Raw genomic sequence first — 26,030 nt, forward strand, 5'->3', positions numbered from 1 at the left:
CGCGGGGCTTGCCCCGCGATGCGGTTACGGCTGGGCGCCTTCGAACCAGGCCAGCTTCTCGCGAAGCTGTACGACTTCGCCGACGATCACCAGGGTCGGCGCATGCACTTCATGCTCGGCCACAAGTTTGGGCAAGTCGGCCAAGGTGCCGGTAAACACCCGCTGGTTCGGCGTGGTGCCCTGCTGCACCAGGGCCGCCGGGGTATCGGCCGCCCGACCGTGGCGAATCAGCTCGGCACAGATGGTCGGCAGGCCCACCAGGCCCATGTAGAACACCAGGGTCTGCGCCGGTGCTACCAGGTCATTCCAGGGCAGGTCGCTGGTACCGTCCTTGAGGTGACCGGTGACGAAACGCACCGACTGCGCATAGTCGCGGTGGGTCAGCGGGATGCCGGCATAGGCCGAGCAGCCACTGGCCGCAGTAATCCCGGGCACTACCTGAAACGGAATGCCCTGGGCCGCCAGCTCTTCGATCTCTTCGCCGCCACGGCCGAAGATGAACGGATCGCCGCCCTTCAGACGCAGCACCCGCTTGCCCTGACGCGCCAGCTCGACCAATTGCTGGTTGATCTGCGCTTGCGGCACGGCGTGGTCGGCGCGGCGTTTGCCGACGTAGATGCGCTCGGCATCACGGCGGCACAGTTCGATGATCGCCGGAGCGACCAAGCGATCGTAGAGCACCACGTCGGCTTGCTGCATCAGGCGCAAGGCGCGGAAGGTCAGCAGGTCCGGGTCACCGGGGCCAGCGCCGACCAAATACACCTCGCCCGGCGCCTGGTAGGTGGCACCGTCGATCTTGGCTTGCAGCAGGCGTTCGGCTTCAGCGCCCTGCCCGGCCAGTTGCCGCTCGGCGATCGGGCCCTGGAACACATCTTCCCAGAAACCGCGACGCTGATTGACGTCCGGGTACAGCGCCTTGACCTTGTGCCGAAAGCGCGCGCCGAGGCCGGCCAGTTCGCCATAGGCGGCGGGAATCCAGGTTTCCAGCTTGGCCCGGATCAGCCGCGCCAGCACCGGCGCATCGCCGCCGCTGGAGACCGCAACCACCAATGGCGAGCGGTCGACAATGGCCGGGAAGATCACCGAACACAGCGCCGGCGCATCGACCACGTTGACCGGTACGCAGCGCTGCTGGGCATCGGCCGAGACCTGGGCGTTGAGCGCCTGGTCGTCGGTGGCGGCAATAATCAGCTGGCAACCGTCGAGGTCGCCAGGCTGGTAACCACGGCTGAGGATTTCACCACCGCTGTGCCGGGCAAGCTCGGCCAGTTGCGCTTCGATCTCGGGCGCCACGACCCGCAGCACAGCCCCGGCGTCGGCCAGCAGACGCGATTTGCGCAAGGCAATCTCGCCTCCGCCGACGATCAGCACACGGCTGCCGCGCAGTTTGTGGAACAGCGGCAGAAATTCCATTTAACCGATGACCTCCAGGCCACCCATGTACGGCTTGAGCACTTCTGGCACGCGGATCGAACCGTCAGCCTGCTGGTAGTTCTCGAGCACCGCCACCAGGGTACGGCCAACTGCCAGGCCCGAACCGTTGAGGGTGTGCACCAGCTCCGGCTTGCCGGTTTCCGGGTTGCGCCAGCGCGCCTGCATACGGCGGGCCTGGAAGTCGCCACAGTTGGAGCACGAGGAGATTTCGCGGTACTTGTCCTGGCTCGGCACCCAGACTTCCAGATCGTAGGTTTTCACCGCGCTGAAGCCCATGTCGCCGGTGCACAGCGCCAGAACGCGATATGGCAGCTCCAGGGCCTGCAGGACGCGTTCGGCGTTGGCGGTCAGGCCTTCGAGGGCTTCCATGGATTTGCCCGGCTCGACGATCTGTACCATCTCGACCTTGTCGAACTGGTGCTGGCGAATCATGCCGCGGGTGTCGCGACCCGAGGCGCCGGCTTCGCTACGGAAGCACGGGGTGTGGGCGACGAATTTGATCGGCAGTTGCTTGGCGTCGAGGATCTCGCCGGCCACGATGTTGGTCAGCGACACTTCGGCAGTCGGGATCAGGTAGAAGTCAGCTTCGCCGTCGCGGCTGATCTTGAACAGGTCTTCCTCGAACTTGGGCAGCTGGCCGGTGCCTTGCAGCGCCGGGGCCTGGACCAGGTACGGGGTGTAGGCTTCTTCGTAGCCGTGCTCGCTGGTGTGCAGGTTGATCATGAACTGCGCCAGGGCGCGGTGCAGGCGCGCGATCGGGCCACGCAGCAGGGCGAAACGGGCGCCCGACAGCTTGGCCGCGGTTTCAAAGTCCAGGCCGCCGGTCAGCTCGCCGAGCGCCACGTGGTCCTTGATTTCGAAGTCGAACGCGCGCAGGGTGCCCCAACGACGCACTTCGACGTTGTGGTCTTCATCGGCGCCGACCGGCACGCTGTCGTCCGGCAGGTTGGGAATGCCCAGCAGGATCGCGTCCAGTTCAGCCTGGATGCCGTCCAGCTCGACCTTGCCGCTGGCAAGCTCGCCAGCCATGCGCTCGACGTCAGCCATCAGCGGGGCGATGTCTTCGCCCTTGGCCTTGGCCTGGCCGATGGATTTGGAACGGGCGTTACGCTCGGCCTGCAGTTGTTCGGTACGGGTCTGCACCACCTTGCGGCGTTCTTCCAGTGCCTCGATGCGCGCGACATCCAGGCTGAAGCCACGGGAGGCCAGGCGGTCCGCCACTTCCTGAAGTTGGCCGCGTAACAGTTTGGAATCGAGCATATCGTTCTCTCGTTGGTTCAGAATTTGGTCAAAGACAGGCCAGCCCAGGTTGCGAGCAGCCCGCCCAATACGCTGGCTCCGGCATACCCGAAGGCCAGCGGCGCCTGCCCGCTTTCGAGCAGGCGCACGGTATCCAGTGAAAAGGATGAAAAGGTTGTCAGACCGCCGAGAAACCCGACGATCAGGCCCGCGCGCAGCTCGACCGGCACCAGCGGGCGATGCAAAAACAGCCCGTAGAGCAAGCCGATCAGCAGGCAGCCAATCAGATTGACCGCCAGCGTACCGAGATAGAAGTGGCGTGGCCAGTGCGCGTTGACCCAATTGGCCGTGGCAAAGCGCAGCAAGGTGCCGGCGATGCCGCCGGCGCTGACTGCGGCGACCAGCGCAATCATGGTTTTCTCCGCTGCCGCGGGCTGTTGCGGTCAAGTTCGGCCAGGTGCTTGAGCTTCTCGCCGATCTTCAGTTCCAGGCCTCGCGGCACCGGTTGGTAGTAGTGGCGCGGCGCGAGGTTGTCGGGGAAATAGTCTTCGCCGGCGGCGTAGGCATCCGGCTCGTCGTGGGCGTAGCGGTATTCGTCGCCATAGCCCAGTTGCTTCATCAGCTTGGTCGGGGCGTTGCGCAGGTGCAGCGGCACCTCCAGCGAACCGTGCTCGCCGGCTTCGCGCAGGGCGGTCTTGAAGCCCATGTACACCGCGTTGCTCTTCGGCGCGCAGGCCAGGTAGGTAATGGCCTGGGCCACCGCCAGCTCGCCTTCTGGGCTGCCCAGGCGCTCCTGAACGTCCCAGGCCGCCAGGCACAGGCTCAGGGCGCGAGGGTCGGCGTTGCCGATATCTTCGCTGGCCATGCGCACCACGCGGCGGGCGATATACAGCGGGTCGCAGCCGCCATCGAGCATGCGCGCGAACCAGTACAGGGCGCCGTCGGGGTTGGAGCCGCGCACCGATTTGTGCAGCGCCGAGATCTGGTCGTAGAAGGCTTCGCCACCCTTGTCGAAACGCCGGCGACTGTCGCCGAGCAGGCTCTGCAGCAGCTCGACGCCGATTTCACCGCCGTCTTCGGCCAGGTCCGAAGCGTTTTCAAGGAAGTTGAGCATGCGCCGACCATCGCCATCGGCAGCGGCCATGAGCATCTGGAAGGCTTCGTCGCCGACGCGCAACTGGCGCTTGCCCAGGCCACGCTCTTCAGTCAGGGCGCGGTTGACCAGCTTGCGCAGCGCGGCTTCGTCGAGGCTTTTGAGCACATACACCCGCGCCCGCGACAGCAGCGCATTGTTGAGCTCGAACGAGGGGTTCTCGGTGGTGGCGCCGATGAAGATCAGCGTGCCGTCTTCCACATACGGCAAGAAGGCGTCCTGCTGGGACTTGTTGAAACGGTGCACTTCGTCGACGAACAGAATCGTCCGGCGCCCGTACTGCCCCGCCTGCTGCTTGGCGATGTCCACCGCGTGGCGGATTTCCTTGACCCCGGCGAGCACCGCCGAAACGGTCTCGAAATGGGCATCGCAAAACTGCGCCAGCAGCCGCGCCAGGGTGGTCTTGCCGACCCCGGGCGGCCCCCAGAAGATCATCGAGTGCAGCGCGCCCGCTTCCAGTGCCTCGCGCAGCGGCTTGCCGCGGGCCAGCAGGTGCTCCTGGCCGACGTACTCGTCCAGGTTGGCCGGGCGCAGGCGCGCGGCCAGGGGCTGGGCTACGGGGTCGCTACGAAACAGGTCCATGGACGGCGCTACTACCTCTTACTCGGAGATGACATCCGCACCCTTGGGGATGTCGAACTTGAACTTGCTCGCCGGAATATTCTCGTTGGCCTTCACCCCGGTGAACAGGATGTTGGTGCGCTGGCCGACGCTGTCGATCAGTTGCATGTCATTGACCAGGCCACGACGGAACGACAGGCGCAGCGAGTCGAACAGGGTGTCCTTGGTTTTCGGCTTGAGCACGAAATCCATGACCTCGCCCTGCTCCTTGGAGGTGATGTCGAAGCTCTGGCTGATCTTCGAGACGTCACCGGACAGCAGCAGTGCCGGGGTTTCGGTCAAACGCTGGTCAAGTTTCTTGATGGTAGCCTGTTCCAGGTCAGGGTCCCACAACGTGACGTTCTTGCCGTCCGACACCACCACCTGCTCGGCCGGTGCATCGGTGTGCCAATAGAACAGACCCGGGCGCTGCACGGCCATCTGCCCGGTGGTTTCCTGCAGCTGGGTACCGGTGCCATCGAGGGTCAGCTGGGAGAAGTTGGCGCTAATGGTTTTGGACTTGTCCAGCAACTGCGTCAGGCGTGCCGCATCGGCTTCGGCGGCAATTGCCGAAGCGCTGGACAGGGCCATAGCGGAAACCAACAGCATGCGAATCAGGCGCATGGAAATCCTCGTTGCAGTATGAAGGGGCTGGCGGCCGTCACTGGCCGCCAGCAGGTTGGATCATCAGTCGCGGGACGGCCCGGGGGCAATCACTTCGCGCGAACCGTTGGTGTTCATGGCGGTGACCACACCGGCCATTTCCATCGCCTCGATCATCCGCGCAGCGCGGTTGTAGCCGATCTTCAGCTTGCGCTGTACGGCAGAGATGGAGGCACGGCGGCTTTCCAGCACGAACTGCACGGCTTCATCGTACAGCGCGTCGGTTTCGGCATCGTCGCCGTCACCGCCGCCGCCACCGCCGTCAAAGCCGCTGCCGGCCTCTTCGACACCGCTGAGGATGTCGTCGTTGTAGTCCGGGGCGCCGCGCAGTTTCCAGGCTTCGACCACGCGATGGACTTCATCATCGGAAACAAAGGCGCCATGCACGCGAATCGGCAGGCTGGTGCCCGGCGGCATGTAAAGCATGTCACCGTGACCCAGCAACTGCTCGGCGCCGCCCTGGTCGATGATGGTCCGCGAGTCGATCTTGCTCGATACCTGGAAAGCCATCCGCGTCGGGATGTTGGCCTTGATCAGGCCGGTAATCACATCCACCGACGGCCGCTGGGTGGCGAGAATCAGGTGGATACCGGCGGCACGGGCCTTCTGGGCGATACGCGCGATCAGCTCTTCGACCTTCTTGCCGACGATCATCATCATGTCGGCAAACTCGTCGACCACCACAACGATGGTCGGCAGGGTTTTCAGCAGCGGCGGCACGTCGTCCATGCTTTCGCGCTTGAACATCGGGTCGTAGATCGGCTCGCCCGCCTCTTCGGCGTCCTTGACCTTGCGGTTGAAGCCGGCCAGGTTGCGCACGCCCATGGCCGCCATCAGCTTGTAGCGCCGCTCCATCTCGGCGACGCTCCAGCGCAGGGCGTTGGCGGCATCCTTCATGTCGGTAACCACCGGGCACAGCAGGTGCGGAATGCCTTCGTAGATCGACAGCTCAAGCATTTTCGGGTCGATCATGATCAGCTTGGCGTCTTCCGGGCCCGACTTGAACAGGATCGACAGGATCATGGCGTTGACGCCCACCGACTTACCGGAACCGGTGGTACCGGCCACCAGCAGGTGGGGCATCTTCGCAAGGTCGGTGATCACCGGCTTGCCGCCGATGTCGTGGCCCAGGGCCATGGTGACCGGCGACTTGGCCTCGTCGTATTGCGGCGACGACAGCACTTCGGAGAAGCGCACGATCTGCCGGTCTTCGTTGGGAATCTCGATACCGACGGTGGTCTTGCCGGGGATCACTTCAACCACGCGCACGCTGGTCACAGCCAGGGAACGGGCCAGGTCCTTGGCCAGGTTGGCGATGCGACTGACCTTGACGCCAGCGGCCGGCTGGATTTCGTAACGGGTAATCACCGGGCCTGGGTGGATCGAGTCTACCGAGACTTCGACACCGAATTCCTTGAGTTTGATTTCCAGCAGGTGGCCAACCCCGGCCAGAGACTCTGGCGAGTAATTGACCTGCTTCTTCTCGGCAGGATCGAGGATCGAGATCGGCGGCAAGGTGCCTTCGATGGCACTGTCGACAAACAGCGGCGCCTGTTTTTCTTTCTGCACGCGCTTGCTCGGCTCCGGCGCCTTGGCCGGGGCTGGCATGATCACCGGCGCTGGCTGCTGCACGCGCTCGGCAACGTGTTTGCTCAAGGCCTGGTCGCGCTCGATGATGCGTTCCTTGGCCTTGGCCTGCTCACGGCGATCAGGGGCTACCGGGGCGACCACATCATGGACCTGGTCGTCGACCTCACGCAGCTGCGCCACCAGGCGCTTGCGCTCGTTGCGCGCTTCCCACCAGCGGTTGGCGGCGCCCTGGAACAGCTCGAACAGGTCGAGGGTGATCTTGCCGGTGACGTCCATGACCTTGAACCACGACAGGTCGGTGAACACGGTCAGGCCGAACAGGAACAGGGCGATGAACATCAGCGTGCTGCCCTGCACGTTCAGGGCGTTCTTGGCCAGGTCGCCGAGGCTTTCGCCCAGCGCGCCACCGGCCGATGCCGGCAGGCTGGCAGCGGAATGAAAATGGATATGCGCCAGCGCCGCGCCCGAAAGCACCAGGAACACCAGGCCAATCAGGCGCCAGGAGAACAGCCAACCGCTCCACTGCCACGGCTGGTGGCGTTCGCGGAAGATCTGCCAGGTCTTGATCGCCAGCAGCAAGGGGAAGATGTAGGCGAAATAGCCCAGGACCATGAACAGGATGTCGGCGAAGTAGGCACCGGCACGGCCGGCGGCGTTCTGCACCTGCTCGACGTTGCTGGTGTGGCTGAAGCCCGGGTCGGCCTGGTCGTAGGTCAGCAAGGCCATCCACAGGTACAGGCACAGCGCGCCCACGGCGATCAGCGCACCTTCCTTGAGCCGATAGTGCAGCTGCTGGCGCCAGAGCGGCACGGGCAAGGGACTGGGTGTTGCGGTGGATTTCTTCAAAACGCGTCTATTCCTGCGCTCATTGCGCGTCCAACAGTGATTGACCCAACTGAACAGTCAACAAACCACTACTTTTAACATTACTGCCCGCCTACCGCCATGGCGGCACGCCAGAACACACGTAAACGGGGGCCAATTTCCTATACAGCAATTTGAGCACGCATTTTCTTTTGTGACAAAGGCTTATGCGGTGTTTTTGTGCAAGTGTGACAACAAAGGCCGATGCAAGTTGCCTGATGCAGGAGCAGGCTTGCCCCGCGATGGGCTTTCAGGCAATGCTGAACCCCCTCCCCTCCTCCATCACTGGACCACGATGCTGACCTGGCTGAGCCGCGACACCCTGACCTTCCCGCCGCTGGACAAAGCCCTGCGCGACCCCAACGGCCTGCTCGCCGCCGGCGGCGACCTGAGCGCCGAGCGCCTGGTGCAGGCCTATCGCCATGGTTGCTTTCCCTGGTACCAGGACGGCCAGCCGATCCTCTGGTGGTCGCCCGACCCGCGTACCGTGCTGTTTCCCGACGAATTGCACGTGTCGCGCTCGCTGCGCAAGTTCATCCGCCAGGGCCACTACCAGGTCAGCTTCGACCAGGACTTTGCCGCAGTGATCAACGCCTGCGCCGCACCGCGCGACTATGCCGACGGCACCTGGATCACCGACAGCATGCAGGCGGCCTACCTGCAGCTGCACCAGCAGGGCTTTGCCCATTGCGTTGAGGTGCGCCGCGATGGCGAGCTGGTGGGCGGCCTGTACGGCCTGGCCATGGGCCGGCTGTTTTTCGGCGAATCGATGTTCAGCCGCGCCGACAACGCCTCCAAAGTCGGCTTCGTGGCTTTGGTCGAGCACCTGCAACAGGCAGGATTCGTCCTGATTGATTGTCAGATGCCTACCGACCACCTGCACAGCCTCGGCGCCCGCGCCATCGCCCGGGCCACGTTTGCCGACTACCTGCAGCGCTATCTCGACCAGCCCAACAGCGCCAGCTGGGTTTGCTAGGCGAGTTTTTCCAGCTGGCTTACACTTAAAACAAAAGCACCTCCCGAGGGGTTGATCATGACAGAGCTGGCGCGGTTGAAGTTTTATGCCACTCAACCCCATTCCTGCAGCTACCTGCCAGACGAACAAGCCACCACGCTGTTTCTCGACCCGAGCCAGCCGATGGACGTGAATGTCTACGCAGACCTGTCGGAAATGGGCTTCCGGCGTAGCGGCGACCACCTGTATCGTCCGCACTGCCAGAACTGCAACGCCTGCGTGCCGGCGCGGATCCCGGCTGCGCGCTTTTTGCCCAACCGCCAGCAAAAACGCATCCTCAAGCGCAACGCCGACCTGACCGTGAGTGCCGCCCGTCCGGCGTTCAAGGAGGAATATTTCGAGCTGTACCGGCGCTACATCGAGCAGCGCCACGCCGACGGCGACATGTACCCGCCCAGCCGCGACCAGTTTTCTACTTTCCTGGTCCGTGACCTGCCGTTTTCACGCTTTTACGAGTTCCGCCTGGACGGCCGCCTGCTCGCCGTGGCGGTCACCGACCTGTTGCCCAATGGCCTTTCGGCGGTGTACACCTTCTACGAACCGGAGGAAGAGCGGCGCAGCCTGGGCCGCTTTGCCATCCTCTGGCAGATCACCGAAGCCCTGCGCCTGGAGCTGGACGCGGTCTACCTCGGTTACTGGATCAAGAACTGCAAAAAGATGAACTACAAGACCCAGTACCGCCCCATCGAGCTGCTGATCAATCAACGTTGGGTGACGTTGAACTGAAATCATTGGCTTGAGGTCCATTTTTCGGGCACAATGCACGCCACTTTTTTTGCCTGGCGCAGCTGTGCACCGGGCCATTAACTGGACACCGAGGGCTTTACTGCATGTCGAAAGAAGACAGCTTCGAAATGGAAGGCACTGTCGTCGACACCCTGCCCAACACCATGTTCCGTGTGGAGTTGGAAAATGGGCACGTCGTTACCGCGCACATCTCCGGAAAGATGCGCAAGAACTACATTCGTATTCTGACCGGTGACAAGGTCCGCGTCGAACTGACGCCCTATGACCTGAGCAAGGGGCGCATCACCTACCGCGCCCGCTAAGCGACACCAACAAAAACGCCCGGCTAAATGCCGGGCGTTTTTGTTGGCCTTTGAAAAGCATCGCGGGGCAAGCCCGCGATCAGCCGTTACGCCATCTCAGCGGTGGTCTCGAAGTCGAACACCAGTTCGCCATCGCGGATGTCGATGTGCACCACACCGCCATGCTCGGCCAGTTCGCCAAACAGGATCTCTTCGGCCAGCGGCCGTTTGATCTTGTCCTGGATCAGCCGCGCCATTGGCCGCGCGCCCATCTGCGCATCGTAGCCACCGGCCGCCAGCCATCCGCGCGCCGCATCGCTCACCTCGAGCAACACGCGCTTGTCTTCCAGCTGCGCCTGAAGTTCGATGAGGAACTTGTCCACCACGCTCTTGATCGTCTCGTGGCTGAGGCGGCCAAACTGGATGATGGTGTCCAGACGGTTGCGGAACTCCGGCGTGAAGCTCTTCTTGATCACTTCCATGGCATCGGATGAGTGATCTTGATGGGTGAAGCCGATGGAGGCTCGTGCAGCGGTTTCAGCACCGGCGTTGGTGGTCATGATGACGATGACGTTACGGAAATCCGCCTTGCGCCCGTTGTTGTCGGTCAGGGTACCGTGGTCCATTACCTGCAGCAGCAGGTTGAAGACTTCCGGGTGGGCCTTCTCGATTTCATCGAGCAGCAACACGCAGTGCGGCTGCTTGGTGATGGCTTCGGTGAGCAGGCCACCCTGGTCGAAACCGACGTAGCCCGGAGGCGCACCGATCAGACGCGAGACGGTATGACGCTCCATGTACTCCGACATGTCGAAGCGTACCAGCTCGACACCCAGGGCCTTGGCCAGCTGGCGCGCCGCTTCGGTTTTACCGACACCGGTAGGGCCGGCAAACAGGAACGAGCCGACCGGTTTGTCGGGCGCCTTGAGGCCGGCACGGGACAGCTTGATGGCGGTGGCCAGCGAATCGATCGCCGCATCCTGGCCGAACACGGTGAGCTTGAGGTCGCGCTCCAGGTTACGCAGCAGCTCCTTGTCGGAACTGGTGACGTGTTTTGGCGGAATCCGCGCGATTTTGGCGACGATGTCTTCGACTTGCGGCACGTCGATACGCTTGACGCGCATCTCCACCGGCTGCAGGCGCTGGTAGGCGCCGGCCTCGTCGATCACATCGATGGCCTTGTCGGGCATGTGCCGGTCATTGATGTAGCGCGCTGCAAGCTCGGCAGCGGCGCGCAGGGCCTCGTCGCTGTACTCGATGTTGTGGTGGCTCTCGAAACGCCCCTTGAGCCCGCGCAGGATGCCCACGGTGTCTTCCACCGACGGCTCGCTGACATCGACCTTCTGGAAGCGCCGCGCCAGGGCCCGGTCTTTTTCGAAGATGCCGCGAAATTCCTGGAAGGTGGTCGAGCCGATGCAACGGATATCACCCGAAGACAGCAGCGGCTTGAGCAGGTTGGAGGCGTCCATTACCCCACCGGAGGCCGCGCCGGCACCGATGATGGTGTGGATCTCGTCGATGAACAGGATCGCCTGCGGGCGTTTGCGCAGTTCGTTGAGCAGCGCCTTGAAGCGCTTCTCGAAGTCGCCGCGGTACTTGGTACCGGCCAGCAAGGCGCCCAGGTCCAGGGAGTAGACCACGCTTTGTGCCAGCAGGTCCGGCACCTGGCCATCGACGATGCGCTTGGCCAGGCCTTCGGCGATGGCGGTTTTACCGACACCGGCCTCGCCCACCAGCAGCGGGTTGTTCTTGCGCCGACGGGCGAGGATCTGCGCCACGCGCTCGACTTCGAGCTCACGGCCGACCAGCGGGTCGATGCGCCCTTGGCGGGCCTGTTCGTTGAGGTTGCTGGCATAGGCATCCAGGGGATTGCCCGACGATGACGTCTCGCCACCCTCCTCGTCCTGCATGTCCTGCTCGCCCTCGGAGTGCTCACCATGGCCCGGCACCTTGGAGATACCATGGGCGATGTAGTTGACCACGTCGATACGGGCCACACTCTGTTGTTTAAGCAGGAACACGGCCTGGCTTTCCTGTTCGCTGAAAATCGCAACCAGTACGTTGGCACCGGTGACTTCACGCTTGCCCGAGCTCTGGACATGGAAGACTGCGCGCTGCAATACACGCTGGAAGCCCAGGGTTGGCTGGGTCTCGCGGTCCTCGTCGTGCACGGGGATCAACGGCGTGGTGGAGTCGATGAACTCCTGCAGGTCGTGTTTGAGTTTGTCGAGGTTTGCGCCGCAGGCGCGCAGAACGGTCGCGGCGGCCTCATTATCCAATAGTGCCAGCAGCAGGTGCTCGACGGTCATGAACTCATGACGTTTCGAGCGTGCCTCCTTGAAGGCCAGATTGAGGGTGACTTCGAGCTCGCGGTTTAACATAGCTTCACCTCATACCCAAGTGGCCGGCGATTAACCGTCCTTCTCGATTTCACAGAGTAGCGGATGCTGGCTTTCCCTTGCGTATTGGTTGACCTGCATGGCCTTGGTCTCGGCGATGTCACGGGTAAACAATCCGCACACTGCCCGTCCTTCTGTGTGGACGGCCAGCATGACCTTGGTCGCCAGCTCGCGATTCAGGTTAAAAAACACCTCGAGCACTTCGACGACGAAATCCATCGGTGTGTAGTCATCGTTAAACAAAACCACCTTGTACATGGGTGGCGCCTGCAGGGCCGGTTTGGCCTCCTGTACTGCCAGGCCAGAACCATCGTCCTCATGCGATTGCGGGCGATCCTGATTGAATGTTAGTCGAATCTGGCTATGTGCATGCATGGAAAGAATTTCATCATTTCGACAGGTTGGTTTATGGGTTGACCGCACAGGCGACGCGGGACAGCCGTCGCCTCACCTTGACTATCGGCAAAACGGTGTTACAACCAATAAGAACCCACCGTGGTCGATAAAGATCCGCGCAGTCAACCAGAATTTTCGCAGGTTCATATGCGGATGGAGTGGATGATACTCCAGTGATGGAGTCCTTTGCAGAGGGATATGAGGATGGCAAGCGGTAAAGTCAAGTGGTTCAACAACGCCAAGGGCTATGGCTTCATCAATGAAGACGGGAAAACAGAGGATCTGTTCGCACACTACTCGGCTATCGAGATGGAAGGTTATAAAACCCTGAAAGCCGGACAAACCGTCAGTTTCGAGATCATCCAGGGCCCCAAAGGCTTGCATGCGGTCACAATCAAGAATGCGACCGCACCAACCACTGCCTCCCCCGCCTCCAGCCCGCAAACGACTGAAGCCTGAGCCGGCGATCAGACAAAAGAAAACCGGCCAGCCCGCAAGGACTGGCCGGTTTTCTTGTGCCGCTTACATGTGCTTGATCAAGGCATCACCAAAACCGGAGCTGCTGACCAGGGTCGCGCCGTCCATCAGGCGCTCGAAGTCGTAGGTCACGGTCTTGGCGGCGATGGCGCCGTTGGTACCCTTGATGATCAGGTCGGCCGCCTCGGTCCAGCCCAGGTGGCGCAGCATCATCTCGGCCGAGAGAATCACCGAACCCGGGTTGACCTGGTCCTTGCCGGCATATTTAGGCGCGGTACCGTGGGTAGCCTCGAACATTGCCACGGTGTCGGACAGGTTGGCGCCAGGAGCGATACCGATGCCGCCGACTTCCGCCGCCAGGGCGTCGGACAGGTAGTCACCGTTGAGGTTGAGGGTGGCGATTACATCGTATTCGGCCGGACGCAGCAGGATCTGCTGGAGCATGGCGTCGGCGATGGCGTCCTTGACGATGACTTCACGGCCGGTTTTCGGGTTCTTGAACTTCATCCACGGGCCGCCATCAAGCAGCTCGGCACCGAACTCGTTCTTGGCCACTTCGTAGCCCCAGTCCTTGAAGGCACCTTCGGTGAACTTCATGATGTTGCCCTTGTGCACGATGGTCAGCGACTTGCGGTCGTTGTCCACCACGTATTGCAGGGCCTTGCGCACCAGGCGCTGGGTGCCTTCCTTGGAGACCGGCTTGATGCCGATGCCGCAATCCTGGTCGAAACGGATCTTGGTGACGCCCATTTCTTCTTTGAGGAACTTGATGACCTTGGTCGCCTCGGGCGAGCCGGCCTTCCATTCGATCCCGGCATAGATGTCTTCGGAGTTCTCGCGAAAGATCACCATGTCGACGTCACCCGGCTTTTTCACCGGGCTTGGCACGCCCTGGAACCACACCACCGGGCGCAGGCAGACGTACAGGTCCAGTTGCTGGCGCAGGGCAACGTTAAGGGAACGGATACCGCCACCGACCGGGGTGGTCAGCGGGCCCTTGATGGAGACGACGTAGTCCTTCACCGCATCGAGGGTTTCCTGGGGCAGCCAGGTGTCCTGGTCGTATACCTGGGTGGCTTTCTCACCGGCGTAGACTTCCATCCAGGAAATCTTGCGCTTGCCCCCATAGGCTTTCTCTACAGCAGCATCAACCACTTTGATCATGACGGGGCTTACATCTACGCCAATGCCGTCGCCTTCGATGAACGGGATGATCGGATTATCAGGAACATTGAGAGAATGGTCCGCATTGACGGTGATTTTGTCGCCGACTGCCGGAACCTTGATTTTCTGGTATCCCATGCTGCACTCCGTTTTTTTTGGTGTGGTTCGTCATCTGGATCCCCTGAGCGTACCCCAGTTGAACGGCAACGGGAACCTCGTGCGCAAATGCCCTGCAATGGGGCAGCAACGCCTACATCTTTGGTCTAAAAAAGCCCCTGCGACGGGTTGATCTTGATCAATACGACCAAGGCTTTGGTATACTCGCCCGGTGACCAAAGGGTCACTGGGGGCGAACCGTCTGAAACGAGACCCGCGGCCCCGACAAGACTGGGCTGTTACCGCAGTTCAGCCGTTTGACACTCGACTGATGCAATCCACCATCACCGCCCAGAATCTTCGACCTTCTGCTCATGGATGTGTCTGAGCGAAGCGCCTACCCTGCGCACCTCGAGATTCTGCGCACGCTCAGCAAAACAGAGAGTTAACCCGAATATGCCCACCCGATCCAAGATCATCTATACCTTCACCGACGAAGCCCCCGCCCTCGCCACCTATTCACTGCTCCCCGTCATCGAAGCCTTCACCGCTTCTGCCGACATCGCCGTAGAAACCCGGGACATCTCTCTGGCCGGCCGTATCCTTTCTGCCTTCCCTGAACAGCTCGGCGCCGACAAGCAAGTGGCCGACCACCTGGCAGAACTGGGCCAACTGGCAACCACGCCAGAAGCCAACATCATCAAGCTGCCGAACATCAGCGCCTCGGTTCCGCAACTGAAGGCCGCGATCAAGGAACTGCAAGCCAAGGGCTTCAACATTCCTGATTACCCTGAAGCCGCCGCCACCGATGCCGAGAAAGAAGCCAAGGCTCGCTACGACCGCATCAAGGGCAGCGCCGTGAACCCGGTCCTGCGTGAAGGCAACTCCGACCGCCGCGCCCCGCTGTCGGTCAAGAACTACGCGCGCAAGCACCCGCACAAGATGGGCGCCTGGGCTTCTGACTCCAAGTCCCACGTGGCGCACATGAGCCAGGGCGACTTCTACGGCAGCGAGAAAGCCGCGCTGATCGAAGCCGATGACAGCCTGCGCATCGAACTGCTGGACAAGAACGGCAACACGACCGTCCTGAAAGAAAAAACCGCGGTCAAGGCCGGCGAAATCGTCGACTGCGCGGTCATGAGCACCAAGGCGCTGCGTAAGTTCATCGCCGCCGAGATCGAAGACGCCAAAGCCAAGGGCGTACTGCTGTCGGTCCACCTGAAAGCCACCATGATGAAGGTCTCCGACCCGATCATGTTCGGCCAGATCGTCGCCGAGTACTATCAGGACGCGCTGAACAAGCACGCTGACGTACTGGAGCAGATCGGCTTCAACCTGAACAACGGTATCGGCGACCTGTACGCCCGTATCAAGGCCCTGCCAGCCGAGCAGCAAGCGCAGATCGAAGCTGACGTCAAAGCCGTCTACGACGTCCGCCCAGCCCTGGCCATGGTCAACTCCGACAAGGGCATCACCAACCTGCACGTGCCGAGCGACGTTATCGTCGACGCCTCGATGCCGGCGATGATCCGTGACTCGGGCAAGATGTGGAACACCGAAGGCCAGTTGCAAGACACCAAGGCGGTGATTCCGGACCGTTGCTACGCCACCATCTACCAGGCCGTCATCGAAGACTGCAAGCAACACGGCGCCTTCGATCCGACCACCATGGGCAGCGTGCCGAACGTTGGCCTGATGGCGCAAAAAGCCGAAGAGTACGGCTCTCACGACAAGACCTTCCAGGCCAAGGCCGACGGTGTGATCCGTGTGGTTGACGGCAAGGGCAACCTGCTGCTGTCCCAGGAAGTCGAAGCCGGCGACATCTTCCGCATGTGCCAGACCAAAGACGCGCCGATCCAGGACTGGGTCAAACTGGCCGTCAACCGTGCCCGCGCCAGCAACACCCCGGCGCTGTTCTGGCTCGACCCGCAGCGTGCCCACGACGGCGTGCTGATCGAGAAGGTCCAGCAGTACCTGAAAGACCACGACACCGCCGGCCTGGACATCCGCGTCCTGTCGCCTGTCGAGGCGATGAAGGTTTCCCTGCAGCGCATCCGTGCTGGCCAGGACACCATCTCGGTCACCGGCAACGTGCTGCGCGACTACCTGACCGACCTGTTCCCGATCATGGAACTGGGCACCAGCGCCAAGATGCTGTCGATCGTACCGCTGATGAACAACGGTGGCCTGTTCGAAACCGGCGCCGGCGGCTCGGCCCCCAAGCACGTACAGCAACTGGTTGAAGAGAACTTCCTGCGCTGGGATTCGCTGGGCGAGTTCCTGGCCCTGGCCGCTTCCCTGGAGCACCTGGGCAACGCCTACGCCAACCCGAAAGCCAAGGTACTGGCGGCGACCCTGGACCAGGCCACCGGCCAGTTCCTGGACACCAACAAGTCCCCTGCGCGCAAGGTTGGCGGTATCGACAACCGCGGCAGCCACTTCTACCTGACCCTGTACTGGGCCCAGGCCCTGGCTGCCCAGAGCGACGACGCCGCCCTGCAAGCGCGCTTCGCCCCACTGGCAAAAGCCCTGGCCGAGAACGAAGCGACCATCGTCGCCGAGCTCAACGCCGTTCAGGGCAAGCCGGCTGACATCGGTGGTTACTACTACCCGGATGCCGAGCTGACCAGCAAGGTGATGCGCCCGAGCCAGACCTTCAACAGCGCGATTGCCGCGCTGTAGGCTTGAAGGAATGAAAAAACCCCGGCCACGCACCGGGGTTTTTTAGCTTTAAGTATCAAGCTACAAGCTACAAGAAAGAGCCTTGCGCGCTCGGCTTTTACTTGTAGCTTGCAGCTTGAAACTTCCAACTTAGGGAGAGAATCGACCGTGCGCCCCCACATCACCGTCGCCACCCTCATTGAAGACCAGGGCCGCTTCCTCATGGTTGAGGAGCTCAAGGCCGGCAAACATGTCTTCAACCAGCCCGCCGGCCACCTGGAGGCCAACGAGACCCTGCTCGACGCCGCCCGCCGCGAAACCCTCGAAGAAACCGCCTGGGAGGTCGAGCTGACCGGCGTGGTCGGCATCTACCTCTATACCGCCCCCAGCAACGGCGTGACCTACCAGCGCGTCTGCTTCGCCGCCCGAGCGCTCAAGCACCATCCGGAGCGAGCCCTGGACAGCGACATCGTGCGCGCCGTGTGGCTTACCCGCGAAGAGCTGCTGGCCGACCCCGAGCGCTGGCGCAGCGAGCTGGTGCCGCGCTGCATTGACGACTACCTGGCCGGCCCGCTGCACAGCCTGGCGCTGATTCGCGACTGACAGCAACGATGCCTTGAAGGCCGCAGCCTGATAGAATCGTTGTCTTTTTCCAGATACACAGCCGGTACCTATGACCAGTCCAGCACTTTACGAACCCGAAAAGACACGCGTTATCGTCGGCATGTCCGGCGGCGTGGACTCTTCCGTCTCCGCGCTCCTACTGATGGAGCAGGGCTACCAGGTGGAAGGCCTGTTCATGAAGAACTGGGAAGAGGACGACGGCACCGAATACTGCACCGCCCGCGAAGACCTGGCCGATGCCCAGGCCGTGTGCGACCGCATCGGCATCAAGCTGCACACCGCCAACTTTGCCGCCGAATACTGGGATAACGTCTTCGAGCACTTCCTGGCCGAATACAAGGCCGGGCGCACGCCGAACCCGGACATCCTCTGCAACCGCGAGATCAAGTTCAAGGCCTTCCTCGATTACGCGCTGATGCTCGGTGCCGACCTGATCGCCACCGGTCACTACGTGCGCCGTCGTGACACCGATGGTCGTACCGAACTGCTCAAGGGCCTGGACCCGAACAAGGACCAGAGCTACTTCCTGCACGCCGTCGGCGGCAAGGAAATCGCCCGCACGCTGTTCCCGGTCGGCGAGCTGGAAAAACCCGAAGTGCGTGCCATCGCCGAGAAACATGGCCTGGCCACGGCCAAGAAGAAAGACTCCACCGGCATCTGCTTTATCGGCGAGCGGCGTTTCAGCGACTTCCTCAAGCAGTACCTGCCGGCGCAACCGGGCGAGATCCAGACCACCGAAGGCGAAGTCATCGGTCGTCACCATGGCCTGATGTACCACACCATCGGCCAGCGCCAGGGCCTGGGCATTGGCGGCTTGAAAGACGCCGGCGACGAGCCGTGGTACGTGCTGGAAAAAGACCTGACCCGCAACGTGCTGGTGGTCGGCCAGGGCAACGAACACCCATGGCTGTTCTCCCGCGCCCTGCTCGCCTCGGAAATCTTCTGGGTCAACCCCATTGATCTTTCCAGCCCACGGCGCCTGACCGCCAAGGTGCGCTACCGCCAGAGCGACCAGCACTGCACCCTGGAACAAACCCCGGGCGGCTACCGCGCGGTGTTCGACGAGCCACAGCGGGCCGTTACCCCGGGCCAGTCGGTAGTGTTCTATGACGGCGAAATCTGCCTCGGCGGCGGCGTGATCGAAACCGCCGAGCCGTGGAGCGCGCGCGCATGAATGCCATGCAAGAGCAGTTGATTGCCCTGGGCGGGGTATTCCAGGCCGCGGTGCTGGTTGACCGCATCGCCCGCACCGGCCAGGCCAGTGAGGCTAACCTCGGCTGCATGCTCGGCAGCCTGCTGGTACGTGACCCCAAGGACACCCTGGAGGTGTTCGGCGGTGACGACCTGAACCTGCGCGACGGCTACCGCGCCCTGGCCAGCGCCCTGGAGCGCGACCCGGGCAGCCTGCAGCGCGAGCCGCTGCGCTATGCCCTGTCGATGCTGGGCCTGGAGCGCCAGCTGGCCAAGCGCGGCGACATGCTCGACGTGATCGGCAACCGCCTGCCGCAAATCCAGTCCCAGGCCGAGCATTTCGGCCTGGTGCACGAGAACGTCATCGCGTCCAGCGGCGCCCTGTACCAGGACACCCTGAGCACGCTGCGCCAGCGCATCCAGGTGCATGGCGATATGCGCCACCTGCAGCAGCCGAGCAACGCCTCGAAGATTCGCGCCCTGCTACTCGCCGGCATCCGCGCCGCACGCCTGTGGCGACAGCTGGGCGGGCATCGCTGGCAGTTGGTGATCAGCCGGCGCAAACTGCTCAAAGAGCTGTATCCGATGTTGCGTGGCTGATAAAAGCCATCGCGGGTCAAGCCCGCTCCCACAGAGGCTTCCTTCAACCTGTGGGAGCGGGCTTGACCCGCGAAAAAGCCGAAGATTTACCGGCAGACCATTGGTCAGCCACCCGACCCTGGCGCATTTTTCATGTATGATGTGCGCCCTTTTCAAAGCCTGACTGTCCGAGAACACCCCATGCAGCTTTCCTCGCTCACTGCGGTTTCCCCTGTTGACGGCCGCTACGCCGGCAAAACCCAGGCCCTGCGCCCTATTTTCAGCGAATACGGCCTGATCCGTTTCCGCGCCCTGGTCGAGGTTCGCTGGCTCCAGCGCCTGGCCGCCCACCCGCAAATCGCCGAGGTTCCGGCCTTTTCCGCCGAAGCCAATGCCCTGCTCAACGGCCTGGCCGATGAGTTCGCCCTCGAGCACGCCGAGCGCGTCAAAGAGATCGAGCGCACCACCAACCACGACGTCAAGGCCATCGAGTACCTGCTCAAAGAGCAGGCTGCCAAGCTGCCGGAGCTGGCCAAGGTCAGTGAGTTCATCCACTTCGCCTGCACCAGTGAGGACATCAACAACCTGTCCCACGCCCTGATGCTGCGCGAAGGCCGCGACAGCGTGCTGCTGCCGCTGATGCGCCAGATCGCCCAGGCCATCCGCGAGCTGGCCCACCGCTTCGCCGACGTGCCGATGCTGTCGCGCACCCACGGCCAACCGGCTTCGCCTACCACCCTGGGCAAAGAGCTGGCCAACGTCGTCTACCGCCTGGAGCGCCAGATCGCCCAGGTTGCCGCCGTGCCGCTGCTGGGCAAGATCAACGGCGCCGTAGGCAACTACAACGCCCACCTGTCGGCCTACCCGCAGATCGACTGGGAGGCCAACGCCCGCGCCTTCATCGAAGACGAACTGGGCCTGGTGTTCAACCCCTACACCACCCAGATCGAGCCGCACGACTACATTGCCGAGCTGTTCGACGCGATCGCGCGCTTCAACACCATCCTGATCGACTTCGACCGTGACGTCTGGGGCTACATCTCCCTGGGCTACTTCAAGCAGCGCACCATCGCTGGCGAAATCGGTTCCTCGACCATGCCGCACAAGGTCAACCCGATCGACTTCGAAAACTCCGAAGGCAACCTGGGTATCGCCAACGCCCTGTTCCAGCACCTGGCCAGCAAACTTCCGGTTTCGCGCTGGCAGCGTGACCTGACCGACTCCACCGTGCTGCGCAACCTGGGCGTCGGTTTCGCCCACAGCGTGATCGCCTACGAGGCCAGCCTCAAGGGCATCAGCAAACTGGAAATCAACGAAGCGCGTATCGCCGAAGACCTCGACGCCTGCTGGGAAGTGCTCGCCGAGCCAATCCAGACCGTCATGCGCCGCTACAACATCGAGAACCCCTACGAGAAGCTCAAGGAGCTGACCCGTGGCAAAGGTATCAGCCCCGAAGCGCTGCTGACCTTCATCGATGGCCTGGACATGCCGGCAGAGGCTCGCACCGAGCTGAAGAAGCTGACTCCAGCCTCCTACATCGGTAATGCTGCGGCTCAAGCCAAACGCGTCTGATCTGCGCCTTGCGCGTAAACGCCCGGCTCAGCCGGGCGTTTTTATTACCGAAAGAAAATTACTTTTTTTCAATAGGTTACACATGAATCCTGATACTCCTCTGCAGCTTCTGGGCGGCCTCACTGCCCGCGAATTCATGCGCGACTACTGGCAGAAGAAACCCCTGCTGGTGCGCCAGGCCTTCCCGGACTTCGAAAGCCCGATCGACGCCGACGAACTGGCCGGCCTGGCCCTGGAAGAAGAAGTCGAATCGCGCCTGGTCATCGAGCACAGCGAGCGCCCTTGGGAGCTGCGCCGCGGCCCGTTAGAAGAAGACGCCTTCAGCACCCTGCCCGAGCGCGACTGGACCCTGCTGGTACAAGCGGTCGATCAGTTCGTGCCGGAAGTCGGCGAGCTGCTCGAGCACTTTCGCTTCCTGCCAAGCTGGCGCATCGACGATGTGATGATCAGCTACGCCGCGCCCGGCGGCAGCGTCGGCCCGCACTTCGACAACTACGACGTGTTCCTGCTGCAAGGCCAGGGTAAGCGCAACTGGAAAATCGGCCAGATGTGCGACAGCGACAGCCCGCTGCTGGAGCACGCCGACCTGCGTATCCTGGCTGAGTTCGAGCAGAGCGAGGAATGGACCCTGGAGCCCGGCGACATGCTTTACCTGCCGCCGCGCCTGGCCCACTACGGCATCGCCGAAGACGACTGCCTGACCTACTCGGTGGGCTTCCGCGCACCGGGCGCCGCTGAAGTGCTGACCCACTTCACCGACTTCCTCAGCCAGTTCCTGCCTGACGAAGAGCGCTACACCGACGCCGACGCCGAGCCGGTCAGCGACCCGCACCAGATCCAGCACGACGCCCTCGACCGTCTGAAAAAGCTGCTCACCGAGCACATGGGTGACGAGCGCCTGCTGCTGACCTGGTTCGGCCAGTTCATGACCGAGCCGCGCTATCCGGAGCTGGTCAGCGGTGAGCCGCTGGACGAGGTCGATCTGATCGAGAGCCTGGCCGAGGGCGCGATCCTGATCCGCAACCCGAGCGCACGCCTGGCCTGGTCGGAAGTCGACGACAACCTGCTGCTGTTCGCCAGCGGCCAGAGCCGTCTGCTGCCGGGCGAGCTGCGCGAACTGCTGAAACTGATCTGCGCCGCCGACGCGTTGCACATTGAAAACCTTGAGCAGTGGCTTGAAAACGATCAAGGCATTACCTTGATCTGCGAACTGGTCAAACAAGGAAGCCTGGGGTTCGCCAATGAATAAGATTCGCGTCCGTCTCGCCGACTGGCAAAAAGACAACGCTGACATCCGCCGTATTCGTGAAGCCGTGTTCATCGCCGAACAGAACGTGCCGCCGGAGCTGGAATGGGATGCCGACGACAACACCGCCGTGCATTTCCTGGCCATGGAAGGTGACTACCCCATCGGCACCGCCCGCCTGCTGCCCGACGGCCAGATCGGCCGGGTGTCGGTGCTCAAGGACTGGCGCGGGCTGAAGGTCGGTGACGCGCTGATGCAGGCGGTCATCGTCGAAGCGCAAAACCGCGACCTCAAGCAGCAGATGCTCAGCGCCCAGGTGCACGCCACGCCGTTCTACGAGCGCCTTGGTTTCAAGGTGGTCAGCGAAGAGTTCCTCGAGGCAGGCATTCCGCACGTCGACATGGTTCGCGAGTCGCGCGAGCTGGCCTGATTGTGAATGGGGCTGCCTTGCAGCCCATCGCCGGCAAGGCCGGCTCCCACAATGGATCTGCATGCGCCGGACCTGTGGGAGCTGGCTTTGCCAGCGATGGGCTGCGAAGCAGTCCTCAGCCTGACAACCTCGCTCCCACAACTGCTTCAAATTTGCCATCATGTCCACTCCACCCGCGGAGATCATGGACATGCCGCTACGCCCCCTTCTCGCCTCCCTGCTTCTGTCGTTCAGCCTGAGTGCGCTGGCCGCCACCGAAGTCCTGCCGCTGAGTCACCGTACCAGCGCTGAAATCCTCCCCGCCGCGCAAGCCTTCATTGGCCAGGACGGCAGCGTCAGCGCCTTCGAAAACAAACTGATCGTCAACGCCGAACCCGAGCGCATCGACGACCTGCGCACCCTGCTGCAGCAACTGGATACCGCGCCGCGCAGGCTTTTGATCAGCGTCGACAACAACGACAGCAACTTCCAGGACGACCGCGGCAATGCCCGGGTCATCCGTTACGGCACTGCCAACCGCGAAGGCGGCCTGCAGCAGGTGCAAGCCAGCGAAGGCAGCCCGGCGCTGATTCAGGTCGGCCAGAGCATCCCGATTACCAGCACCAGTACCGATGGCTATGGCCGGGTGCAGAGCGACACCGAATACCGCAATGTCACCCAGGGCTTCTACGTCACCGCCAGCGTCACTGGCGACACCGTGCACCTGAACATCAGTACCAACAATGACCGGATGAGCCAGGAACGTCCTGATGTAGTGAAGGTGCAAAGTACCGACACAAAAGTCAGCGGCAAGCTCGGTGAGTGGATCACCTTGGCCGGAGTCAACCAGCAGAGTCAGTCCGAACGCAGTGCTTCAACCCTCAGTTACAGCACCCAGCGCGGTGAAAACATGACATTGCGGGTAAAAGTCGACGCTTTGGACTGAAGCCAGACAAATCAAGGCCTCGACCAACGGCCTCGAAACTGACTGATGAGTCGTATTAGACCAAAGATGTAGTGGTGATAAAAAACCACTACAAAACATTTGACGACCCCGAAACGCCGAGGCATGATGGCCCCGCTCCCGCTAATCAGAGGCCCTGGCAAGGGCTTTCGAGCCGCGCTCTAACCTACCCACCTGAGCCGACTCGTGTCTGTACCGCCCACAAGGCAGTTTGACGAGATTGCGACTGGAACGAAGTTGTCCCGAGGGACGGAAGCGCATCAAAAGGTACCCGGCAGCACTGTTCACTGCAGTTCGGCAACCACGAGCCACCCTGCAGCGAAAACCTCGCCCACCTGCTCACTTCCCTTCTTCGAGCCCCATCGTTCGACCGTCGCATATTTCGCCCATACTGACCTTTGCCAGGCTTCTGATCTGCGCAGTAGAGAGCGAGATTTTTTACCCAAGACCGATGCGACGAGGTTTATTTCCATGGCACTGACACGCGAACAGCAAATTGCAGCCCTCGAAAAAGACTGGGCCGAGAACCCGCGCTGGAAAGGCGTGACCCGTACCTACACCGCCGCTGATGTCGTTCGTCTGCGTGGCTCGATCCAGCCTGAGCACACCCTGGCCCGCCTGGGCGCCGAGAAGCTGTGGAAGCTGGTCACCCAGGGCGCACACCCGTCCTTCCGTCCAGAAAAAGATTTCGTCAACTGCATGGGCGCCCTGACCGGCGGCCAGGCTGTACAACAGGTCAAAGCCGGTATCCAGGCCATCTACCTGTCCGGCTGGCAAGTGGCTGCCGACAACAACTCGGCCGAGTCCATGTACCCAGACCAGTCGCTGTACCCGGTGGACTCGGTGCCAACCGTGGTCAAGCGCATCAACAACTCGTTCCGTCGCGCCGACCAGATCCAGTGGAAAGCCGGCAAGAACCCGGGCGACGAAGGCTACATCGACTACTTCGCGCCAATCGTGGCTGACGCCGAAGCCGGTTTCGGCGGCGTTCTGAACGCCTACGAACTGATGAAGAACATGATCGAAGCAGGCGCCGCCGGCGTTCACTTCGAAGACCAGCTGGCCTCGGTGAAAAAATGCGGCCACATGGGCGGCAAGGTACTGGTACCAACCCAGGAAGCCGTGCAGAAGCTGAGCGCTGCCCGTCTGGCGGCTGACGTTGCCGGCGTACCGACCATCATCCTGGCCCGTACCGACGCCAACGCCGCTGACCTGTTGACCAGCGACTGCGACCCGTACGACCAGCCGTTCGTGGTGGGCGAGCGCACCCAGGAAGGTTTCTACAAGGTTCGCGCCGGCCTCGACCAAGCCATTGCCCGCGGCCTGGCCTACGCGCCATACGCCGACCTGATCTGGTGTGAAACCGCCAAGCCGGACCTGGACGAAGCCCGTCGCTTCGCCGAGGCAATCAAGAAGGAATACCCGGACCAGATCCTGTCGTACAACTGCTCGCCTTCCTTCAACTGGAAGAAGAACCTGGACGACGCCACCATCGCCAAGTTCCAGCGCGAACTGTCGGCCATGGGCTACAAGCACCAGTTCATCACCCTGGCCGGTATCCACAACATGTGGCACGGCATGTTCAACCTGGCGCACGACTACGCCCGCAACGACATGACCGCCTACGTGAAGCTGCAAGAGCAGGAATTCGCTGACGCTTCGAAAGGCTACACCTTCGTCGCCCACCAGCAGGAAGTCGGCACCGGCTACTTCGACGACATGACCACCGTGATCCAGGGTGGCAAGTCTTCGGTAACCGCACTGACCGGTTCGACCGAAGAAGAGCAGTTCCACTGATCGCTGATCGGTTGCTGACATTCGGGTAACACACAAAACCCGGGGCCTGTGATGGGGCCCCGGGTTTTGTTTTTGTGGGCTTTCTTATTAATTCCCATTGGCTATGCTAGGTGCACAACAACACCAAGGATCGGCCATGTCCCGCCCTGTCACCCTGCTCTGCCTGGCCCTGCTGGGCGCAGCCTTCTATATATATGCACTGGCCAGCACCAATGCGCTGCTGGGGCTGGCGGTCAAGCCGATGCCGGTGCTGGCGCTGATCTACTGGCTCAGCACTGCAGAACCTACCCCCTACCGGCGCTGGATCATCATCGGCCTGGGCTTTTCGCTGCTCGGCGACATTCTCCTGGCCGTGCCTGGCGACCTGTTCGTGTTTGGCCTGGCGGCCTTTCTCTGCGCGCACCTGGCCTACCTGCGCGGTTACCTGGGTGAGAACCGTCAGCTGGCGCCCGCAGCCCTGTTCGGTTCGGCGATTGTCGGCGCACTACTGCTGGGGCTGCTGATCAGCGCCGGCCTGGGTGAACTGCTGATTCCGGTCACCGTGTACGCCCTGGCTATCAGCGCGATGCTCTGGCGCGCCCTGGCCTGTGGCGGCCTGGCGGCGCTGGGCGCAGTGTCTTTCGTGTTTTCCGACAGCCTGATCGGCATCGACCGCTTCGTCAGCCCGTTCGACGCTGCCCAGTACCTGATCATCATTGCCTACTGGCTGGGCCAGTGGGCCATCGCCGCCTCGGCCTACACCAGGCAATCGACAAAAGCCTTGATCCAGAGCGCGGCAGGGCAAGAAAAAACAGGTTAAAACACAAGGTGTGGAAACTTGCAGGTGACGGCTATGTTGCACAACTTTGTAGTTGACTCGAACAGTAGGACTA

At 62.2% G+C, this 26,030-nt stretch carries 23 protein-coding genes; 14 read left to right on the forward strand and 9 right to left on the reverse strand.

Annotated features, from left to right (window positions below; all coding sequences use genetic code 11):
- Positions 1-24: 24 nt before the first annotated feature.
- From cysG to ftsK, 6 genes are all read right to left on the reverse strand, one after another.
- Complete coding sequence (gene cysG, locus ABIE20_RS11360; protein ID WP_429505182.1) at positions 25-1,413, reverse strand: siroheme synthase CysG; 1,389 nt, start codon at positions 1,411-1,413, stop codon at positions 25-27.
- Entirely contained in the window at positions 1,414-2,694 is a 1,281-nt protein-coding gene (gene serS, locus ABIE20_RS11365) for a serine--tRNA ligase (protein WP_429505183.1), read from the reverse strand.
- 17 nt (positions 2,695-2,711) lie between these two features.
- On the reverse strand, positions 2,712-3,086 hold the full coding sequence (gene crcB / locus ABIE20_RS11370; protein ID WP_429505184.1) for a fluoride efflux transporter CrcB: 375 nt from the start codon (positions 3,084-3,086) through the stop codon (positions 2,712-2,714).
- Positions 3,083-4,408, reverse strand: a complete 1,326-nt coding sequence (locus ABIE20_RS11375; protein ID WP_429505185.1) for a replication-associated recombination protein A — start codon at positions 4,406-4,408, stop codon at positions 3,083-3,085. Before ABIE20_RS11375 ends, crcB begins: the two co-directional genes overlap by 4 nt.
- Before the next feature lie 18 nt (positions 4,409-4,426).
- Positions 4,427-5,050 carry an outer membrane lipoprotein chaperone LolA gene (gene lolA / locus ABIE20_RS11380; protein ID WP_429505186.1) on the reverse strand — a complete coding sequence of 208 codons (624 nt, stop codon included), beginning with the start codon at positions 5,048-5,050 and terminating at the stop codon, positions 4,427-4,429.
- A 63-nt stretch (positions 5,051-5,113) separates the two neighbouring features.
- Positions 5,114-7,525 carry a DNA translocase FtsK gene (gene ftsK / locus ABIE20_RS11385; protein WP_429505187.1) on the reverse strand — a complete coding sequence of 804 codons (2,412 nt, stop codon included), beginning with the start codon at positions 7,523-7,525 and terminating at the stop codon, positions 5,114-5,116.
- A 313-nt stretch (positions 7,526-7,838) separates the two neighbouring features.
- Here ftsK and aat point away from each other — a divergent pair, with 313 nt between their 5' ends.
- The 3 genes from aat (at position 7,839) to infA (ending at position 9,607) form a co-directional block, all read left to right on the forward strand.
- Positions 7,839-8,519, forward strand: coding sequence for a leucyl/phenylalanyl-tRNA--protein transferase (aat, locus tag ABIE20_RS11390; RefSeq protein WP_429505188.1), 681 nt, complete (start codon positions 7,839-7,841; stop codon positions 8,517-8,519).
- 57 nt (positions 8,520-8,576) lie between these two features.
- Positions 8,577-9,284: an arginyltransferase gene (locus tag ABIE20_RS11395; RefSeq protein ID WP_429505189.1), complete on the forward strand. Its 708-nt coding sequence runs from the start codon at positions 8,577-8,579 to the stop codon at positions 9,282-9,284.
- A gap of 104 nt (positions 9,285-9,388) precedes the next feature.
- Positions 9,389-9,607: a translation initiation factor IF-1 gene (gene infA / locus ABIE20_RS11400; RefSeq protein ID WP_002553999.1), complete on the forward strand. Its 219-nt coding sequence runs from the start codon at positions 9,389-9,391 to the stop codon at positions 9,605-9,607.
- Between the two features lie 86 nt (positions 9,608-9,693).
- Here the strand turns inward: infA and clpA are convergent, their stop codons facing one another.
- Both clpA and clpS read right to left on the reverse strand, forming a co-directional pair.
- The gene (clpA, locus tag ABIE20_RS11405; RefSeq protein WP_429505190.1) at positions 9,694-11,964 is read right to left on the reverse strand and encodes an ATP-dependent Clp protease ATP-binding subunit ClpA; all 2,271 of its coding nucleotides are present in this window, start codon (positions 11,962-11,964) and stop codon (positions 9,694-9,696) included.
- Between the two features lie 30 nt (positions 11,965-11,994).
- Entirely contained in the window at positions 11,995-12,357 is a 363-nt protein-coding gene (gene clpS / locus ABIE20_RS11410; RefSeq protein WP_009400967.1) for an ATP-dependent Clp protease adapter ClpS, read from the reverse strand.
- Between the two features lie 225 nt (positions 12,358-12,582).
- On the opposite strand from clpS, the gene cspD reads away from it, so the two are divergent.
- Positions 12,583-12,837, forward strand: a complete 255-nt coding sequence (cspD, locus tag ABIE20_RS11415) for a cold shock domain-containing protein CspD (RefSeq protein WP_429505191.1) — start codon at positions 12,583-12,585, stop codon at positions 12,835-12,837.
- A 63-nt stretch (positions 12,838-12,900) separates the two neighbouring features.
- Here the strand turns inward: cspD and icd are convergent, their stop codons facing one another.
- Positions 12,901-14,157 carry an NADP-dependent isocitrate dehydrogenase gene (gene icd / locus ABIE20_RS11420; RefSeq protein ID WP_123567421.1) on the reverse strand — a complete coding sequence of 419 codons (1,257 nt, stop codon included), beginning with the start codon at positions 14,155-14,157 and terminating at the stop codon, positions 12,901-12,903.
- Between the two features lie 414 nt (positions 14,158-14,571).
- Here icd and ABIE20_RS11425 point away from each other — a divergent pair, with 414 nt between their 5' ends.
- The 10 genes from ABIE20_RS11425 to ABIE20_RS11470 all read left to right on the forward strand — a co-directional run bounded on the left by ABIE20_RS11425 (position 14,572) and on the right by ABIE20_RS11470 (position 25,957).
- Entirely contained in the window at positions 14,572-16,797 is a 2,226-nt protein-coding gene (locus ABIE20_RS11425; RefSeq protein WP_429505192.1) for an NADP-dependent isocitrate dehydrogenase, read from the forward strand.
- A gap of 147 nt (positions 16,798-16,944) precedes the next feature.
- Complete coding sequence (locus ABIE20_RS11430; RefSeq protein WP_429505193.1) at positions 16,945-17,379, forward strand: NUDIX hydrolase; 435 nt, start codon at positions 16,945-16,947, stop codon at positions 17,377-17,379.
- Between the two features lie 70 nt (positions 17,380-17,449).
- A complete protein-coding gene (gene mnmA, locus ABIE20_RS11435; protein WP_429505194.1) occupies positions 17,450-18,574 on the forward strand; it encodes a tRNA 2-thiouridine(34) synthase MnmA in 1,125 nt (374 codons plus the stop codon).
- Positions 18,571-19,191: a high frequency lysogenization protein HflD gene (gene hflD, locus ABIE20_RS11440; RefSeq protein ID WP_045201395.1), complete on the forward strand. Its 621-nt coding sequence runs from the start codon at positions 18,571-18,573 to the stop codon at positions 19,189-19,191. The genes mnmA and hflD overlap by 4 nt, the downstream gene beginning before the upstream one ends.
- A gap of 180 nt (positions 19,192-19,371) precedes the next feature.
- Positions 19,372-20,742, forward strand: a complete 1,371-nt coding sequence (purB, locus tag ABIE20_RS11445; protein ID WP_429505195.1) for an adenylosuccinate lyase — start codon at positions 19,372-19,374, stop codon at positions 20,740-20,742.
- 82 nt (positions 20,743-20,824) lie between these two features.
- Positions 20,825-21,991 (forward strand): JmjC domain-containing protein, encoded by a 1,167-nt coding sequence (locus ABIE20_RS11450; protein WP_429505196.1) that lies wholly within the window; start codon positions 20,825-20,827, stop codon positions 21,989-21,991.
- Positions 21,984-22,418, forward strand: coding sequence for a GNAT family N-acetyltransferase (locus ABIE20_RS11455; RefSeq protein ID WP_429505197.1), 435 nt, complete (start codon positions 21,984-21,986; stop codon positions 22,416-22,418). The genes ABIE20_RS11450 and ABIE20_RS11455 overlap by 8 nt, the downstream gene beginning before the upstream one ends.
- Positions 22,419-22,608: 190 nt before the next feature.
- Positions 22,609-23,343, forward strand: coding sequence for a secretin N-terminal domain-containing protein (locus ABIE20_RS11460; protein ID WP_429505198.1), 735 nt, complete (start codon positions 22,609-22,611; stop codon positions 23,341-23,343).
- Between the two features lie 489 nt (positions 23,344-23,832).
- A complete protein-coding gene (aceA, locus tag ABIE20_RS11465) occupies positions 23,833-25,158 on the forward strand; it encodes an isocitrate lyase (protein WP_038996041.1) in 1,326 nt (441 codons plus the stop codon).
- A gap of 136 nt (positions 25,159-25,294) precedes the next feature.
- Entirely contained in the window at positions 25,295-25,957 is a 663-nt protein-coding gene (locus ABIE20_RS11470; protein WP_429505199.1) for a lysoplasmalogenase, read from the forward strand.
- Positions 25,958-26,030 lie beyond the last annotated feature (73 nt).

The sequence above is a fragment of the Pseudomonas sp. 2835 genome (assembly GCF_050435905.1).
GTDB lineage: Bacteria > Pseudomonadota > Gammaproteobacteria > Pseudomonadales > Pseudomonadaceae > Aquipseudomonas.

Excerpts from the sequence above, each read along its gene's own strand:
- cysG (WP_429505182.1), bottom strand. The coding sequence starts at position 1,413 with ATGGAATTTCTGCCGCTGTTCCACAAACTGCGCGGCAGCCGTGTGCTG.
- serS (WP_429505183.1), bottom strand. The coding sequence starts at position 2,694 with ATGCTCGATTCCAAACTGTTACGCGGCCAACTTCAGGAAGTGGCGGAC.
- crcB (WP_429505184.1), bottom strand. The coding sequence starts at position 3,086 with ATGATTGCGCTGGTCGCCGCAGTCAGCGCCGGCGGCATCGCCGGCACC.
- ABIE20_RS11375 (WP_429505185.1), bottom strand. The coding sequence starts at position 4,408 with ATGGACCTGTTTCGTAGCGACCCCGTAGCCCAGCCCCTGGCCGCGCGC.
- lolA (WP_429505186.1), bottom strand. The coding sequence starts at position 5,050 with ATGCGCCTGATTCGCATGCTGTTGGTTTCCGCTATGGCCCTGTCCAGC.
- aat (WP_429505188.1), top strand. The coding sequence starts at position 7,839 with ATGCTGACCTGGCTGAGCCGCGACACCCTGACCTTCCCGCCGCTGGAC.
- ABIE20_RS11395 (WP_429505189.1), top strand. The coding sequence starts at position 8,577 with ATGACAGAGCTGGCGCGGTTGAAGTTTTATGCCACTCAACCCCATTCC.
- infA (WP_002553999.1), top strand. The coding sequence starts at position 9,389 with ATGTCGAAAGAAGACAGCTTCGAAATGGAAGGCACTGTCGTCGACACC.
- clpA (WP_429505190.1), bottom strand. The coding sequence starts at position 11,964 with ATGTTAAACCGCGAGCTCGAAGTCACCCTCAATCTGGCCTTCAAGGAG.
- clpS (WP_009400967.1), bottom strand. The coding sequence starts at position 12,357 with ATGCATGCACATAGCCAGATTCGACTAACATTCAATCAGGATCGCCCG.
- cspD (WP_429505191.1), top strand. The coding sequence starts at position 12,583 with ATGGCAAGCGGTAAAGTCAAGTGGTTCAACAACGCCAAGGGCTATGGC.
- icd (WP_123567421.1), bottom strand. The coding sequence starts at position 14,157 with ATGGGATACCAGAAAATCAAGGTTCCGGCAGTCGGCGACAAAATCACC.
- ABIE20_RS11425 (WP_429505192.1), top strand. The coding sequence starts at position 14,572 with ATGCCCACCCGATCCAAGATCATCTATACCTTCACCGACGAAGCCCCC.
- mnmA (WP_429505194.1), top strand. The coding sequence starts at position 17,450 with ATGACCAGTCCAGCACTTTACGAACCCGAAAAGACACGCGTTATCGTC.
- hflD (WP_045201395.1), top strand. The coding sequence starts at position 18,571 with ATGAATGCCATGCAAGAGCAGTTGATTGCCCTGGGCGGGGTATTCCAG.
- purB (WP_429505195.1), top strand. The coding sequence starts at position 19,372 with ATGCAGCTTTCCTCGCTCACTGCGGTTTCCCCTGTTGACGGCCGCTAC.
- ABIE20_RS11450 (WP_429505196.1), top strand. The coding sequence starts at position 20,825 with ATGAATCCTGATACTCCTCTGCAGCTTCTGGGCGGCCTCACTGCCCGC.
- ABIE20_RS11455 (WP_429505197.1), top strand. The coding sequence starts at position 21,984 with ATGAATAAGATTCGCGTCCGTCTCGCCGACTGGCAAAAAGACAACGCT.
- ABIE20_RS11460 (WP_429505198.1), top strand. The coding sequence starts at position 22,609 with ATGCCGCTACGCCCCCTTCTCGCCTCCCTGCTTCTGTCGTTCAGCCTG.
- aceA (WP_038996041.1), top strand. The coding sequence starts at position 23,833 with ATGGCACTGACACGCGAACAGCAAATTGCAGCCCTCGAAAAAGACTGG.
- ABIE20_RS11470 (WP_429505199.1), top strand. The coding sequence starts at position 25,295 with ATGTCCCGCCCTGTCACCCTGCTCTGCCTGGCCCTGCTGGGCGCAGCC.